The sequence below is a fragment of the Bradyrhizobium sp. 63_E2_N1_3 genome (assembly GCF_052076005.1).
GTDB classification, from domain to species: Bacteria; Pseudomonadota; Alphaproteobacteria; order Rhizobiales; family Xanthobacteraceae; genus Bradyrhizobium; species Bradyrhizobium barranii.
The window spans coordinates 2,615,886-2,630,788 of sequence record NZ_CP197235.1; the positions used below are offsets into that span (position 1 = coordinate 2,615,886).

12 protein-coding genes and 4 pseudogenes are annotated in these 14,903 nt (G+C 58.8%); 5 read left to right on the plus strand and 11 right to left on the minus strand.

All coding sequences use genetic code 11. The features are described from left to right. Positions 1-308: 308 nt before the first annotated feature. Positions 309-1,550 carry a transglycosylase gene (locus AB7531_RS12050; RefSeq protein ID WP_245328642.1) on the plus strand — a complete coding sequence of 414 codons (1,242 nt, stop codon included), beginning with the start codon at positions 309-311 and terminating at the stop codon, positions 1,548-1,550. Between the two features lie 187 nt (positions 1,551-1,737). Here the strand turns inward: AB7531_RS12050 and AB7531_RS12055 are convergent. The 7 genes and pseudogenes from AB7531_RS12055 to AB7531_RS12085 form a co-directional block, all read right to left on the minus strand. After that, positions 1,738-2,078: pseudogene (locus AB7531_RS12055) on the minus strand (phosphate acetyltransferase); the annotation flags it as partial. 472 nt (positions 2,079-2,550) lie between these two features. Then, entirely contained in the window at positions 2,551-3,009 is a 459-nt protein-coding gene (locus tag AB7531_RS12060) for a hypothetical protein (protein WP_084795345.1), read from the minus strand. Between the two features lie 386 nt (positions 3,010-3,395). Next, positions 3,396-3,659, minus strand: a complete 264-nt coding sequence (locus AB7531_RS12065) for a hypothetical protein (protein ID WP_038945657.1) — start codon at positions 3,657-3,659, stop codon at positions 3,396-3,398. A gap of 229 nt (positions 3,660-3,888) precedes the next feature. Then, entirely contained in the window at positions 3,889-4,089 is a 201-nt protein-coding gene (locus AB7531_RS12070; RefSeq protein ID WP_084795026.1) for an STAS/SEC14 domain-containing protein, read from the minus strand. 321 nt (positions 4,090-4,410) lie between these two features. Beyond that, positions 4,411-5,175 (minus strand): outer membrane protein, encoded by a 765-nt coding sequence (locus tag AB7531_RS12075; RefSeq protein WP_038953383.1) that lies wholly within the window; start codon positions 5,173-5,175, stop codon positions 4,411-4,413. Between the two features lie 1,009 nt (positions 5,176-6,184). Next, on the minus strand, positions 6,185-7,237 hold the full coding sequence (locus AB7531_RS12080; RefSeq protein WP_063981889.1) for a SphA family protein: 1,053 nt from the start codon (positions 7,235-7,237) through the stop codon (positions 6,185-6,187). A gap of 800 nt (positions 7,238-8,037) precedes the next feature. Further along, positions 8,038-8,559, minus strand: coding sequence for a Spy/CpxP family protein refolding chaperone (locus AB7531_RS12085; RefSeq protein ID WP_038945733.1), 522 nt, complete (start codon positions 8,557-8,559; stop codon positions 8,038-8,040). Positions 8,560-9,038: 479 nt separating this feature from the next. Here AB7531_RS12085 and AB7531_RS12090 point away from each other — a divergent pair, with 479 nt between their 5' ends. Both AB7531_RS12090 and AB7531_RS12095 read left to right on the plus strand, forming a co-directional pair. After that, a complete protein-coding gene (locus AB7531_RS12090; protein ID WP_231142776.1) occupies positions 9,039-9,494 on the plus strand; it encodes a hypothetical protein in 456 nt (151 codons plus the stop codon). Between the two features lie 469 nt (positions 9,495-9,963). Further along, positions 9,964-10,647: a helix-turn-helix domain-containing protein gene (locus AB7531_RS12095; RefSeq protein ID WP_038945731.1), complete on the plus strand. Its 684-nt coding sequence runs from the start codon at positions 9,964-9,966 to the stop codon at positions 10,645-10,647. A gap of 89 nt (positions 10,648-10,736) precedes the next feature. Here the strand turns inward: AB7531_RS12095 and AB7531_RS12100 are convergent. Beyond that, positions 10,737-11,491: pseudogene (locus AB7531_RS12100) on the minus strand (outer membrane protein). A gap of 674 nt (positions 11,492-12,165) precedes the next feature. On the opposite strand from AB7531_RS12100, the gene AB7531_RS12105 reads away from it, so the two are divergent. After that, positions 12,166-12,429, plus strand: a complete 264-nt coding sequence (locus AB7531_RS12105) for a hypothetical protein (protein ID WP_085398219.1) — start codon at positions 12,166-12,168, stop codon at positions 12,427-12,429. A gap of 740 nt (positions 12,430-13,169) precedes the next feature. On the opposite strand, the pseudogene AB7531_RS12110 reads toward AB7531_RS12105, so the two are convergent. Next, a pseudogene (locus tag AB7531_RS12110) lies at positions 13,170-13,356 on the minus strand (hypothetical protein); the annotation flags it as partial. A gap of 263 nt (positions 13,357-13,619) precedes the next feature. On the opposite strand from AB7531_RS12110, the pseudogene AB7531_RS12115 reads away from it, so the two are divergent. Continuing rightward, positions 13,620-13,832: pseudogene (locus AB7531_RS12115) on the plus strand (SOS response-associated peptidase); the annotation flags it as partial. A 116-nt stretch (positions 13,833-13,948) separates the two neighbouring features. On the opposite strand, the gene AB7531_RS12120 reads toward AB7531_RS12115, so the two are convergent. Together AB7531_RS12120 and AB7531_RS12125 are read right to left on the minus strand one after the other, a co-directional pair. Next, the gene (locus AB7531_RS12120) at positions 13,949-14,170 is read right to left on the minus strand and encodes a hypothetical protein (protein WP_038946060.1); all 222 of its coding nucleotides are present in this window, start codon (positions 14,168-14,170) and stop codon (positions 13,949-13,951) included. Between the two features lie 289 nt (positions 14,171-14,459). Then, the gene (locus tag AB7531_RS12125; RefSeq protein ID WP_346283407.1) at positions 14,460-14,789 is read right to left on the minus strand and encodes a DUF3551 domain-containing protein; all 330 of its coding nucleotides are present in this window, start codon (positions 14,787-14,789) and stop codon (positions 14,460-14,462) included. Between the last annotated feature and the right edge of the window lie 114 nt (positions 14,790-14,903).

The following is a 14,903-nucleotide window of genomic DNA, read 5'->3' on the forward strand; positions in this document are numbered from 1 at the left end:
CCGTCGCGCTGATCGCCGGGCCGATCAATGTACGGTGTGAGGGCCGTTGCGACGGACGCTTTGATCTTGGGCAATGGGTTCGGTTCGCTCAGATGATCCCATAAATCGTCAACGACAGACCGCTCGAAGGGACGGCATCCCCGACTACGGCCACTCAAGCGCACCTGTTGGTCCGACATTCACCATGACCGGCTCGCCGCGAACTAGCCGCATGCGTCGCATGGGTCCGAAACTTCCCAACACGCTTACGTCGCAGAACAATTGCTTGCCGCCGGCGCGTTGCATGCGGGCAACACTTCGTGGAAAAGATGATGAACCGCGGTTTGCGCCATTGCGCGGCCATGTCTCGACCCGAAAATTCACCCGTCGCGTGCTTGGCTGTGCAGCATTGCTCGGGTGGGGCCTTTGGAAGCGACGGGATGATGAACCCGCGGCGATTTACGGCAGTGGTGCCGACGTTTTGCGGAACGGTCGTTCTCGCGGGGGGGATCGTTGGCTGGCTGGCTGGCTTCGGTTCGGCCGGCACCGAGAACATCGGCGCAGTGCCAATCGAGGATCGCGCAGCATCGCTCGCCGCCAACGCCAGGCTCGCGGATGAACCGCAGGCAATCGCAATGGACAACGCCGTTGTCGCTAACACCGTTGTCGCGAACGCTGCTGTGGCTGGCGCCGAAGTGGCGACGGCCGCCGAACCCGCGGCGGGGACGGCCACCGACACGACGGCGGCTTCGGATAAGCCGGAATCGATCGTCGTGGCTGCGTTGCCCGATCCGTCGCAGATGCTGTCGGCCGATTTACCGCCCGTGCAGGAATCGGTGGACTTGGGCCACCATGATGTCGCCCAACCGGGGCCGACAACGCGCAATGCCTCCAACTCGGCGCCGGTGACGCAGGATTTTCGCTATCTCATCTATTACGTCTGGTCCGAACTGCCTCCTGCCGAGAAACCGGCGGAGATCGTCTTAAAGTCACTCAAGGACATCCCGGTCGGAACGCCGGTCGAGGAGATCAAGCGCGCTTCCGACGCTTTCGGTCTGGACTTCCATTTCATGAAAGCGGTTGCCAAGATCGAGTCCGGTTTCGACCCCAAGCAGCGCACGGGGTCGTATATCGGCCTGTTTCAACTGAGCAAGTACGAGTTCAACAAATTCGGCTCCGGGCAGATTCTTGATCCCCGCGACAATGCCATTGCGGCAGCTTACAAGGTCATTACCGAAGGCATTCTGTTCGAGTGGGTGACGCAGAAGAAGCCGACCTTGAGTGATCTTTACTTGATCCATCAACAAGGCTGGGAAGGCGCCGCCGAGCACATCAGCCAACCCGATCGCATCGCTTGGAAATCCATGTGTGCCACCAGCGAAGGGAGGGAGAAACGCGAAAAATGGTGCAAACGCGCGATCTGGCGGAATACCCTTCCGGCCGTCAAAGCCGAGTGGAAATCGGTGGATAAGCTGACATCGGGGGCGTTCGTCGGAATGTGGCGCGAGCGGGTTGCGCATTTCCAATCGAAATACATGGCTACCGCCGACGCCGAACGGGCGAACCAGTAGATTTCCGTTGAGTGGTTGGTAGGAGTTGCCGCACGCGCGGGCCGAGCGGGGGCCTCACCGCCGCCGCGAGACGTGGTGTCGCTCAGTGGTCGCGCAGGACGCGCTTTACGTTTTCAACGACTCGCTCGGACCATTCCTACTGCGCGCTAACGAGGTGATCGATCAGATGCCGATGTCTGGTTGTGGCCCGGTCCATGCGTAGACCGCCGGCCTTGGCCGTGATGCTACACATCAGCTCGTCGGTGTGCAGACTGCCTTTCATCAGCATCTCGCCGTGGGCAGCGTGGATCAGTTCGACGGCCTTAGCGGCGGCCGCCTCGCTGTGCGGCGCATCGACGATTTCGATTCTCGCGATGTCGAGCCCGTGAGTGTCGGCCGTGTCTCTGATCTTTCCCTCCGGACCCACCAGGATCGGTCGGATGATGCCCGCGCTGGCGCTGTCGAGGACGCCGCAGCGCAGGGAGGTCTCGTCGCAGGGGTGCACCACGACGGTCTGAACGGGATCGATCGAGCGGGCGCTGCGATCAGAGTATCGTACTTGCTCGGAGTGCTCGTGTGGGCGTTTGCGGTAGCCTGGTCGACGGACTCATCGCTGGCGTTTCATTCACGCCTTTCAGGGCTACTGGGCGGTTTTTGACCTCAAGGGCCTAGTTGAATCCGCAGTGGGCCGGATAGGCTTGAACCATTACCACCTTATACCGTGAGATTTACGGACAACTCTCACGACGACCCAGGCAAAAACGTACCTGAGCCTAAGCCATGCGCAGAGGAGGCCCGGCGGTTCGCGCAGCAATATGCCGACGTTGGGAAGTTACGAGGTCGCTCGAATTGAGGAAGTCTCTGCCCCGCAGACCCTCGCCTGAATCCTTGTCCTCCTCATTGCATGATCGAATGAAGTTCGCTGCCGGCGGCACAATACCCATTCAGGGTGCACAGTGGTTCGTCGCCAATATGTTAACGCCTCGCGCGGAACGGCTGGGTTAGACCAGCATCTGATCAACTACGAGCGCAGGAAAACCGCAGCGTCTAGATAGCAAGGAGGAAATATCGCCTTAAGCCTCGCGCCGCGCAGGAAGATTGTGTGACGAGACAAACCACCACGCGTTGCGATCCAATTCCGAACCGGAGCCGGGTACATTGAATACATTATTCGTGTGGCTTCTGGATTTGTAATTTGGCGTCCGCCAGCCCCCAGGTCCCAGGCTGCGTGGAAGGCAAGATTTGCCCTTTCAGTTACGCAGATTCTTTCCGAAGGGATCTTAGCTAGGACGATCGTACAGGCCGAGGCGCAGAGGCCATCGATGATCACAGTCTGGCCCGTGTTCTTCAAGTTTTCGTACCGATCGAAGTAACGTTGGATCAACCCACCCCGATCGTTGATAATCCTCACCACGGCATCGCTTGGGCCCGCGTATCCCAGTGAAAATGCTGTAGCGAGCAATGCCGTCAGGAATTTCATGTTTGTGCCTCTCAACATTGCATTTACCCCGGTACTACGTTCGAATGTGTTGCGGCAGGAACGACGTCACTGGGCGTTCGGGTAGCGGGTAGCAGGACTCGGCAGCCTGCCTCCGGAATGAACCCTTCGTAGGTTTGGAGCGGCAATCTGAGGCGATCGTGGGACACCCGCAGTTATCGGACGGCTATGCGCTTACATTTCTTGCGACCGCCGAATGGTTTCTGACAGTTTGCCGTACCCGGCGGCCGCGTCTGACTTCCAAGCTGAATACGAGGGTTCGATTCCCTTCCCCCGTCCAAACTTGTCGAAGAACTAGCCTGCGAACGATTGTTGCTTTCGACAAGGACTTCCCGTCTGGCGCGCGGCGCGGTCGTGGTTCACTGCCTCTACTTCGGTACGCATTCGACGTTGAAGGCAATGATGATCTGCGCTGGGTCAGCCTGACCCAGGCTCTTCAAGTCTTCCAAACCGCTTCTCATCCTGGCTCCCGCCTCCTTCAAGCGCTCCTCCAGTTTGGACTTCGCTGCCAGGCAGCGCTCTTCACTGGAAAATTCCTGGAATACCACGGTCGGAAGGACCCTCCATTCCGCTCTGTCATTTGTGGCGGCCGGACTAACTGAATACGAGAAGACGTACATCAGGATCCACATCGGAAGGCTCCATCTGTGACGCGACGGCAGTGAAAGCCTGCGCCCTCAAGGCCATCGTCGATAAGAGGGGCACGTCTCGCCTGCGTCGGTGCTTGCCACAGGCCGTGTTAGTGCAGCGCTGCTTAACAAAGGGAGGTTGATCTGGATCAAACAGAAGCCCGATACTTCCATCCTATGAGCCGGGGCTTGTCCTGGCGGGCGCACTATGGGCGGATCACGCCGATATGGATCATTGCGCTTCCAGCCACGCCAGCGTCTCCGCTTTTTGATCGGACGAAAATCGACGAACTTGCGCCGAGACAAAGTGCTTCGCCATCCGCGGTATGGCCTTGAAGAGCTCGCTGTCAGTCACGACGACCACGCGCTTCACCTGTCGATGATAGCCTCCGACGAGCTTGAGCTGTCCCAGCTCGGAAAGGCCTTTGCGAATATCATTAGGCCGGCCAGCTCTCCATTCGCCGCGACAAAGGGATCGATTTCCTGGGCGAGCCGCTCAAAGTTAGCTTTCTCGCGAGCGCCCCTACCGGCGAGAGAGTGAGGATGCGTCGGTCTCGCAGCAACTCCGGCCTGAGAAGTTCGAGGCCGCTCAACTATCGTCGGCTTATTGGGCTGACCGAAAGCAGCCGCAACATCTGTAAACCGGCGCTCTCACCCACCTCAGACATTGCAAAGATGCAGCAACCGCTAGCCATACATAGCCCGCAAAAAAGCCCCGGCGAGCCGGGGCTTTGGTTTGCGCAGACTGGAGCGATCAGTATCTCGCCGCGACAGGAGCTTTTCCATACCCGCCGAAGCGATAGTTGAAGCGCACAGTGACCATATCCACGTCTTGGCTGATCCGGTCGTTGAGTACGGCCGCAAGCCGCGGATCGGCCACGGAGAAGGAGTTGTTCGCATGTCCCATCCACAGATGATCGTATTCAACACCGACCGACCAATTTTGTGCGAAGCCATACTCCCAGCCGACACCCAGCGCGCCGCCCCAGCGCGTGTTATCTGCCGAGACCAGACCGATCCCGGTGGTGTTGTCGAATATTGTCAGGCGATTGCTGGTTACGGCCGCGCCGCCCTTCACGTAGAGCAGTGACGCGTTCCACGCCCAACCGAGTTGGCCCGTGAAGAGACCGATGGCGTCGGTCTTAACTGTGGTTGAAAGTGTCGGGTTGAACAGGCTGACGCGTGTGTTGCTGAGGTCGGCCCAATCGCCCTGCGCTTCCAATCCGAACACAAATTGATTGGATTGCCAGCGATACCCGACCTGCCCGCCGACAACGCCACCCGACCGATCCCGGCAACCGCTTGCAACTGTGCCTGCGAGCGTGACGAAATCCACGCAATTGTGGCTTTGGCCCCATCCGCCGTTGGCGCCGATGTAGAAACCGGTCCAGTCATAGATCGGAGCGACCACCGGCGGCGGCGCCTTGGTGTAGGGGCGTGCCGCCATATCAGCCGCCGACGCGGGGGCCGCCATGCTCACTGCCAGCAAGGCCACGCCACTTAACAAAATCTTCCTCATTATTCTCGCTCCATCCACGTTTCACCCGAACGATGCCGGTTCTTTTTTGGATGTCCGGCGTTCCAGCTCGAACCTAGCTGAGCCGACTAGCATTCGATGTGCCTAAGCGGCAACAGTCGGGAAAATTTGGAAATGTGCGCGCGCTCTAGTTGAGTAAGCGCTATTGACCAATCAACGAAGGAATTTGCGTCTTAGAATTTGCGGCAGCGGCGGTTTGTTGGCCCCTTAGCCGAAGGTCGATTGAGCGCGTGTCATGTCGGCTGTCAGGGGCAAACCGGACGCCGATCCAACTTGGCGTCCACCGCTGCTTTTGACCCAATTGAGACATGAGCATTCCATGATTTGTGCAGCGCGCATGAACGCAGTGCACCATTCCCCTCGACGCCTTTTCCTGCTGGCCTGAGTATCTGGAGCAGTCATGTGCAAAGCTTTGGCGAAAACTATGTCGCTCGATGCGCTGCACATATTCATTGACATCTGGTGACAGTGGCCGACATTGACGGCCATGGTAGATAATAGGAGTAGGTGCAATGAGGGCTTACTCAATTGTCGGGCTGCTGTTTGCGGCAGTGGTGTTGGCGACGATTCCAGTCTCGCCGCAGGTTACATCGCGTGGCGTCGTGGAGTTAAGCGTTGATCAAGCGCAGGCCTACACGTATCGGCGCGCCCGCGTGACTGCGCGTCGTGTCGACCGTCGCGATTACCGCCATACGCGTCGTGCCGTGCGGCGTGGTGTCTACTAACGGAGCGCGATGCGCGCCGACAAGGTACGAGACGGTGATCAAAGTGCTCGATCACTCGCCCGCGCCGACGATTGATTGAGTAAATCACTGCGGTTCGTGCATGTCGTTTGCTGCGGCGATGAGTCCAGGTCTGGCCCATCAGCGAAGTGGTGACACGCCTCATTGAGGTCCGTTCAACGAGGCCGACGTGCTTACGTTGAGTCCTTCGCATTTTGACCCATTTGAGACATCGGCCGATCGCAGCCGACGTCCGGTTGGCACGAGGTTTATTTCACAACCAGATGCTTCGTGCGCGCTATGGCGGCAGGCGCGGACGGGGAAATGGTGAACGTCAGCCAGGTATTCCATCCTGACGGACGGTTGGCTGCACCGAATTCGCCGTATCCCCTCAGGCTAAGGGAGCCGTGCATGTCTGCGACCGGGAAGCCGTACCCGATTTGCGGACCGACACCGAAAACGCGTGACCTGAAGCCACCGAGGATCGGGTTCTGGCCGGAATCGTCGGTGATTTGCTGGTAGGCATATCCGACAATGCCGAGGAAAAGCTGCTTGGTGAGGTAGTGCGATGCGCCCCAGTCGAAGTGGAAATCGATGCCGCTCCGGTACAGGGTATCAGGATTCCTGAAATTGTAGGTAAGGCCGGCGACGCCCGAGATTTCGTTTCCTGCCGCCGGGTCGAAATAGGTATAGGCGCCTCCAATGTCGATCGCGCCGTGCCCGAGCCCGATGTTGGGAATCCGCGTCGGATCATAGTCGCCGACGGGAATATTGCCCGTGACGTAAGCCATGTAATTGTCGACGCCATGGCTCCATAGCAGTTGCGCGAATGGCGCGAGGTCGCCGTAGGAGGTAAGTGAGCCTTCGAGCATTCCGGTGCGCGTCATCACAATCGGTCCGGCTATCGCTGTCAGTGTTCCGGCGATACTGGTGGCGGCTCTGCCGTACTGGCCGGACATGCCTACGACCAACTGCCCGCCAAGCACCGCCGTCGTGAAAGTATACGATGGCGCAAGGGCGATCAGGTCGGCCCGCCCGCTCAGACTCAGATTTAGATTAACGTTGACGTTCGCGGGGATTTTGCCGGCCAGGATCTCTTTGGCCGCAGCAGCGCCCCCGGTTGCGGCGACGCCGGAATGGTAATCGATGACACTGAGCGCCCAGCCCGGTGTCTGCTGCATGGCCACGAGGCTCGCAAACTGACCCGGAAACCAGAACGAGCTACCGCCCTGGTCGGCATGCGAAACATCAGCGCAAAGCACGAGAGCAGCAACCGCTGCCGCATAGTTGATGACGCGGCTTCCCGGTTTGTTTGATCTCATTGCAAACCTCTGGGCGGCATTTGCAACCAGTGGCGGCTACTGCAAAGCGCTCCGCGAACCGCGGGGCCCCAAGTTAGACGGCATTCAATACTAGGGCACAAGCAGCGTCGAAATCCGTGACAGAATGGTAACAGCGGGGGATATTTGTATTACGGCGATGACGCAGTCTCGGCTCGACCAAGAGTTGCTTGCGCTGGAGATATTCGGTTTTCTTTGCCGGAGCGAGGTCTTTTCCTGGGTCATCGCGACAAGTGTGGGAGGTCTTGCTGAGGTCTGCTGTTGGCGGCAGAGCCGACTTGATTTTGCTCACCGCAAGTATTGCGGCTCGTGACCCTGGCTGTGTGGAAACGCTGCTGCTTTGCCATGATTCTCTCGTGATTCTGCGGGGGAAGCAGAGAGGCGCTTCGTTGAGCAGGCGGATCGTGGGCAATGGACACTATTGCCTGAATGCCTGAACCCGCTCGCTATGCGCCAACGTCGCGAGACAGTCGAGCATCCGTTCGGCACGATGAATGCACGCATGGGAGGGACCCACTTCCTCACTAGAACGCTCCCAAAAGTAGCCGCCGAGATGGCACTCTCGGTTCTGGCCTGACACGGGTCATCAACATCGTCGGGATCAAGCCGCTGATCTATGTGATCGCGGCCTGAGGCCGAGCCGGTCTTGGCTTGCTATCGGCTCATCTACAAAAGTGTGCTTCTACAGCCAAGACCCTTAGCAAACATCGTCTAGGCATACAGTCAGTTAGCTGCGTATGCTCCGACCATTATGCATTAGGTTCGAATTGAACTGCTTTGGCTCAGTCCTCGTCCTCGGACAGCGCACGGCGCCGGTCTACGGCATCACTCATATCGTGGAGTACCAGAATCGCGATGGCCGCCATGCGCTGCCTCTGTTCGGGATTAAGCGTTTTGTAGAGTGGCTGCCACGCCTCGGCGAGTTTATCCAAATCGGCTGATCGTTGAGCCAATGCTTCCGAGCGCCGCTGCAAGAAGGTGATAGGGTCACGATTGCGCAGGGCTTCGACACGGTTTTCGTCGGCCCGTCTACCCACTGTTTCTCCGATTTTTGCAAGGCGGGCTTTCCGGTCCTCCGCCCTGGCACGAATGGCGCTCTCTACAGCGGGCCAGTATTTCTCCTGGTCAGGTGTCAGCTGCAACGCGGCCTTTACCAGATCAATCCTCATGTCCGTCAGCGTATTCCGGTCGGCTGCATTTAACCGTTCCGGAGTCGCAGAAGAGGTTTGCGAGGTTTGCGCGTTGGCAATCGGGGATGCAGCAAGGAAGAGTGCGGTTGTTCCGGCAACTACTATTTTCAACATCGGCCATCTCCTAGGCGAGTTGCCCCACTCCACAATGGTGACGCACTGCGCGGTTACGTTGATCTAAATCAGGGAACCAGCGCCGCCCAGTGTTCGTCCTTTTACATCTCAGAAATCAATCTCGTATCGAGGGCCGACGGCGAGGCCGGGCACGTTCAGACCTTTGTGGGGTTTGGCCCCTCCAAGGAAGAGGCAGAGAAGAGCGCCCTGGGATGGTGCTCGCATATCAGGTTCGATCTTGAGACCTGCTTGAATTCGGATCGCCTGACCGCTCGCAACTATCGGTCAGACGGAGGTGACGCCGCACTTGATCTCAAGTACATGAAGGCAGTTGCGCGCATTACCGGCTGCAGTTAGAGCGCGTTCGCGAGCGATCGAACGCGCTTGATCTATATCAAGCAGCTCGTGGCCATCTTGCTGCAGGTAACAGACGACGTAGAGCCCAGGTCAATGTTTCGGGGCGCACCGGAGCGACCGGCATGCCACTGGCGGCATATTTCTGGAAGGTCGGAGCAGTGTTGCTCGCACTGCTCTTTGTTGCAAATTATTGGCTGCCGAGGGCCCCGACCGTCGATCAGGCGGCTACGGACCGGCCGGCCATACTTATCCACTCAGATCGCAAATGGCCCGAGCGTATTGTCTTCGATACCCAGTCGCCGGTGATCGTCGCCGCTGCGCCCGTGGCCGAGGCGACCGAGGTCGCAACTTCATCGGATGTGGCCGAACCGCCCGTTACCGTCCCACTGAGCCCGGCGGTGGCGAATTCTTTCGCGATGCTGCCGAAACAGGATACACGCCCGCCTGAAACCGTCGATCGCAAGCGACAACGCAAGATGTTGCATGTTGCGGCTCGACCGAGGCGAAACGTCCAGCCGCAGATGCTTCTGGCGGCACGACAAGGACAGTTCGGCTGGTTCGGCTTCAGAACCTGGTGATCGGCGTCCGGATAAGATCCAAACGCCGAGTCTCGCGGCTCCTATTCGTACATCGCACAGACATTTCCCTGCCAACGGAGACACCTGCGCACTGCACGCCGGGTTTGGCGGATCGTCGTCCTTGCAACGCAGACGCCGTTGATCCGCGTTCTGCCCACTCCGCAGGCGGCCGCGACCGGCGTGTTCAGGCTCTCGGATTGGGGAAGCGTCGGGGAGCAAATTGAACACGTCCACCAACAATCACCGTAGCGCCGGTCTTAAGCTGCAGACCGATGGCAGATTTCTGCGCCGCAGCGCCGCAACCAAACAGATCCAAATTCGGGCATTGTTGTTCTTTGGTGCAATGAACTTTAGGACAATACCGAGAATGCACTATCCCTGAAAATCTTGTCACCATGCACGCCCCTAACCCGGCACCGGAATTGCACGGTTACCAGGCCCATCATCACAAGATTAAGGAATGGGTCCAATGCTGATGCATATCACCTCAGTGTCGGTGCCTCATCCGCACTCCCTTTGCGAACTGGGGATACCGACCGAAACCAATCCGATCGTCAGCCTGAGCCAACTTACCTATCGGAAGTGCAACAAGATCTACGGCGAAAAGGAACCCGCCGATTATGTCTATCAGGTCAAGTCAGGCGCGGTACGAAGCTACAAGCTGCTTCGTGATGGCCGCCGGCAAATCGGCGCCTTTTACGTTTCCGGCGATATCTTCGGACTGGAGAATGGAAGCCTGCACCGTTCTACGGCAGAAGCCGTCGTGGACACGACGGTTCGCCTCATTCGGCGACAGAATCTCGATGTAATTTCCGGCAGTGATGGCGCGCTGGCCAAGCATCTGCTCCGCATGACCACCAGCAATCTGAAGCATGCGGAAGACCATATGCTGCTCCTTGGACGCAAAACTTCGATCGAGCGCGTCGCGGCCTTCATCCTTGAGATGGACGAGCGGCTCACCGACGCCGGCATTTTGGCACTGCCAATGTCACGGCGTGATATCGCGGACTACCTTGGACTCAAGCTGGAAACCGTTTCGCGGGCGTTATCGCATCTGCGCAAGCTTGGCATCCTCGGCTTCATCGGTGCCACCCACCGCCAGATCGTACTGTTGGACCGGCAGCAACTCGCCGGCTTCGATCGTCAGAATTGACAGCCGGGTCGAAGCGAAGACCCTTTGCCGTTCCTAATTGAGCGGCCCCGGTGCCATGCCGGGACCTCTAATCTGCGCGGAAGTACGGTTCAATAGCGAGCGGTGACCGGTGCCGAATAACCGCCGAAACGATAGTTCAACCGAAGTGTGACCATGTCCACATCCTGACTGACCCCGTTGCCGAGAAGGGTGATGCCCCCTGGCGTGACCACGCCCGCGAAGGACGTGTTGTCACGCCCCATCCAGAGATGGTCGTATTCGATGCCGAACGACCAATTCGGCGAGAAACCGTATTCCCAGCCGACACCGAGGGCACCGCCCCAGCGCGTGTGACCTGCGGAGTCAGGCCGACTCCGGTGAGGTTGTTGAAGACATCAAAGCGATTGCGCGTCACCGCAGCGCCACCCTTCACATAGAACAGCGACGCTTTCCATGCCCATCCGAATTGAGCCGTGAACAGCCCAATGCCATCAATCTTGCCTGTGGTTGAGATCAATGGATCGATCAAGCTGACGCGTGTGTTCTTGATCTCGGCCCAGTCGCCCTGCGCCTCCAAGCCGAGCACAGACTGGTTCGTTTGCCAGCGGTACCCGATCTGCCCGCCAACAAGGCCGCCCGAACGATCAGCGCAACCACCTGCGACTGTCCCGGCGGGCGTCAGGAAATCCACGCAACCATGGCTCTGCCCCCAGCCTCCGTTGGCGCCAATGTAGAATCCGCTCCAGTTGTAGATCGCCACCACCGGTGCCGGCGGCGCCGCCTTGACGGCCATATCGGCGGCCATGGCAGGCGCCGTCATGCTCAGCGCTGCGAGACTGAGCGGAGTCATCGAAAGCCTTTTCATCGTCCATATCCCCATGCTCAGAGCTCTTTCGTTCAGAGAACGCGAGCTCTTATGAAGTGCCCGACGTCCACAAGTCTAAAGCGATGAGACCTAAGCCCGTAATAAAATGGCAACACTTGAGAGCGGTGTATGTGCACGGGAACGTGCTTATTCCGCGTCGGGACCTGGATCTCGCTCAGCGTTCTATTGTTCATCGACAAGCCAAGCTTGGATGCGGGGCGACGGAATGAGTTGCCTGGGGACGTGCGGATTGATCGTGCCCGCAAATACAACGAGACCTTCGTCGAGCTTTGCACGAACGAATGCCTTGGCCTCTGCGTCCGTAGCGAAGGTCCTTGTTTCCCGAGGGCTCCGCTGCTTCGGCAGCGTGCCGCGTTTACGAACCTCGAAGGTGACATACCAAGTCGGCGTCATCGCACGCACCAACTAACTGCCCTAGCCCAGTCGTTTTCTTGTTTTGGTGCGGGTATCATGAAGCTGGTTGATCTGAATCAAGATAGCGGTTGGTGCTGTCAGTAAACCAGGCGACGGGCGGTAGGGAACAAGGAGGATGTTCGACGGAGTTAACGCACAGCCCAGTTCACCCTTGATGTACGTCAATGTCGCTCATGTGTCCGGGCACACGCTATCGTAAGCCGTAGGAATGCGGCTTCTGCTACCCTTAGGAGGACATCATGAAGGCTAAGATGCGACTTTCGATCAAGTCAGTGACGGTTACAGGAATCGCTGCCAGCGCACTTCTGGGACTTGCAGGGGCCACGCTTGCTCCATCACCGGCCCGCGCGATCGTGTATTGCCAGTACGTCGACTATCCGGTGGGTTGCGTTGCCCGGGCTGGCGTTGCCCTCCGGCCACGGCCCGTTGCGCGCGCTGCAGTCCGTCATAACGTCGGCGGTAATGCCAATGGCGGCGTTAATCGCGTCGGAGTGCGTCGATAGAGGATTTGCCGGCGGGCCCCTAGCCTTGGTGCATAAACCAACATCGTGGCCCGCGGTGGCATTCAACACAACTTTTCGGCCATGGAGCGTCTTCGTTTCGAGGGACTTCTCGGCTTCAGGAGCAGGCCACCAAATTGCTGTCATCTATTTTCCAATGCGTGATGAAGCCGTCTGGTTGAATCGCCGCACGTGGCATCACCTGCATCGATATCGCGATGGACAGCCAATAACCTGATCACCGTCACCCTCCGTTGGTGCCCTTTGAAAGGAAAGATCAATCCGCGTGCAGAATCAGAAAGAGTTTGATCAGGAGGCAGCCGTTTGGACCGCCTCCTAGTCGTCTCCTTGCTGACTCGGTGTGCCGGGCGTGCGATCAATTCCGCTAGTCTGCAGCAGATCAGGGTGCCATAACGTCGCTGGTATGCTGACGCGCCGAAGTCGATGCCCGCTTCACCGGCTTTCGCGTGTGTTTTACGGGCAGCGGAACGGCAAACCGTTGGTGCCTGCGACCAAAGTCCCCGATGTGCAGGCCATGCCGGTAGGAGTTATGTACCAGCCATTGCTGGAGCTGGCCGTGGACGCCGCATAGTAGGCGTTGGCTGCCCGAGCTCCGCCTGTGTAGTAAGGGCCGCCTCCCCATCCCCAGTTGGGAGATGTAGCCGCCACAGCAGCAGCGCCGCCGACGGCGGCCGCGCCGGCGACGCCAGCGCCGACTACCTCGGCTCCATACCGGTACGCAGCCCGTCGGTCTTGCAGGCGAGCAACACCTGCAACGCTCATTGGGGTCAGTGGTCGACCGACCCGTGCTTGGGCACTCTCGACTGACATAGAGACACCGCGTTGTTCAGACCAGCTAAACGAGAACAGTGCCGCGCATGCGACAGTTGAGCCCGCAATTGCAAGTTTTGTTAGATGCATCTTTTTCATGAACTTGCTCCATTACTGGCTTGCCCCATGCTGAAAGAATTCTGCCTCACCGCCGGGTGGGCATTGCGCTAGAAGTAGCGAGCGTCAGCGAGGACATTAAGCTCGCCGTTCAGAGACAGGGTTACTACATGCGCAAGCTAACGGACTTTAAGAAGCGGTAGTCCGCAAAGCGCACGTGAAACCGCTACAGCATCACAACCAACCAAGCCGCGATCATCGCGCTGTTTCGCGTCGTCAACCGCTATGCCGGCAACCTCGCACCGATGCCGGTCGTGTTTCCGGGTTACCCGGCAACACTGACACCGGCCGCGAGCTGGCCATGATGCGCTGGGGCATGCCGCCGCCACCAAAGTTCGGCGGGCCACCGGTCACCAACATCCGCAATGCCGTCACCGCACTGGCCAGGCTGCCTGAAGCCGGAGAACCGCCGCCTTGTCCCGGCTAACAGCTTCTCCGAGCAACGTCCGCTGCCGGATGACGCGCTGAGGATCGTGGCGCGTGGCGCCGAAGGAGAACTAAGGCCGTCAAGTGAAAGTTGCCGTCGATCGACCTTACCGATCCCCAAGAGCTGCCCGCAAGAGTCTTGAGATCGCTACGCAGTCCAGCTCGGCAAGCGCGCGGCATCGCCGATTAATTTCTTGAAAGCCGAGCATTTCAGGCGCTCTAGGTCCCGTTCTCCGTCCGCCGCACGCGCCAGAAGATGTTCAGCAATTTCAAGCGCCGAAGCCGACTTCCGCTGATGGAAACGGGCGTCAAGCAGCACCTCGTCCAACGCGCGGCGCAATGTGGCTATCGTGGATGGATCGTAGCTCATGTCGGTCGTGTAGCCGACGCTGACAACAGTGAGATGACTGCCAAAGGACGCTGGGTCCGTTTGGCCTCTTTACGGCCGCGGTCACACTGAAGATCAAGAATTGTCCGGATTTCATACCCGTGCAGTCGTTTGGTTGTCGCAGATCGATGCACCTACAGCGCCGCAGGCCTCCAATCAGCGGATTTTCGCTTCAGCGCCAGCGTATGCGGCTCGTGCGAGATCGGATCGAGGGGCGGGCTCTCCAGAGGCGTCAGCCATCTCAACCCGAGTCGTCGCGCCCCTGTCCGATCTAGTAGGCGCGACGAGGCTGCCGATAGGCTGGTTCCCGTGGCACTTGTGCGTTTGCAAAATATGGATTGGTAACGCACATGGCGGAGAGGCCCGATGCATTGGCGTGGCACTGCGCCATCGAGCTATAGCCGCAGTAGAAAGTTTCGCCTCCGCCCCAGTACCAACGTTGTAGGCAGATCGGAGCATTCCCGCCATATGTTTGGGCCTGAGTTGGCGCGGCCGCCAAAACCGAGATCGTTGCCCAAATCGCCAAAGTTGGAATGCGCATCAGAATTTCCTTACGGATCGACTCCATCGCATCAGCGTATCGAAGCCAGACAAAGCCCATTGCTTCAGATCAATTCACATTCGCGCGAGTGGCTGGGGCTACGGCTGTGGTGGTTCAACGCTGCAGCGGGCGCCACCTCGGGCTTGCTCGCCAAATGAGGGGCGAAGATGGGTT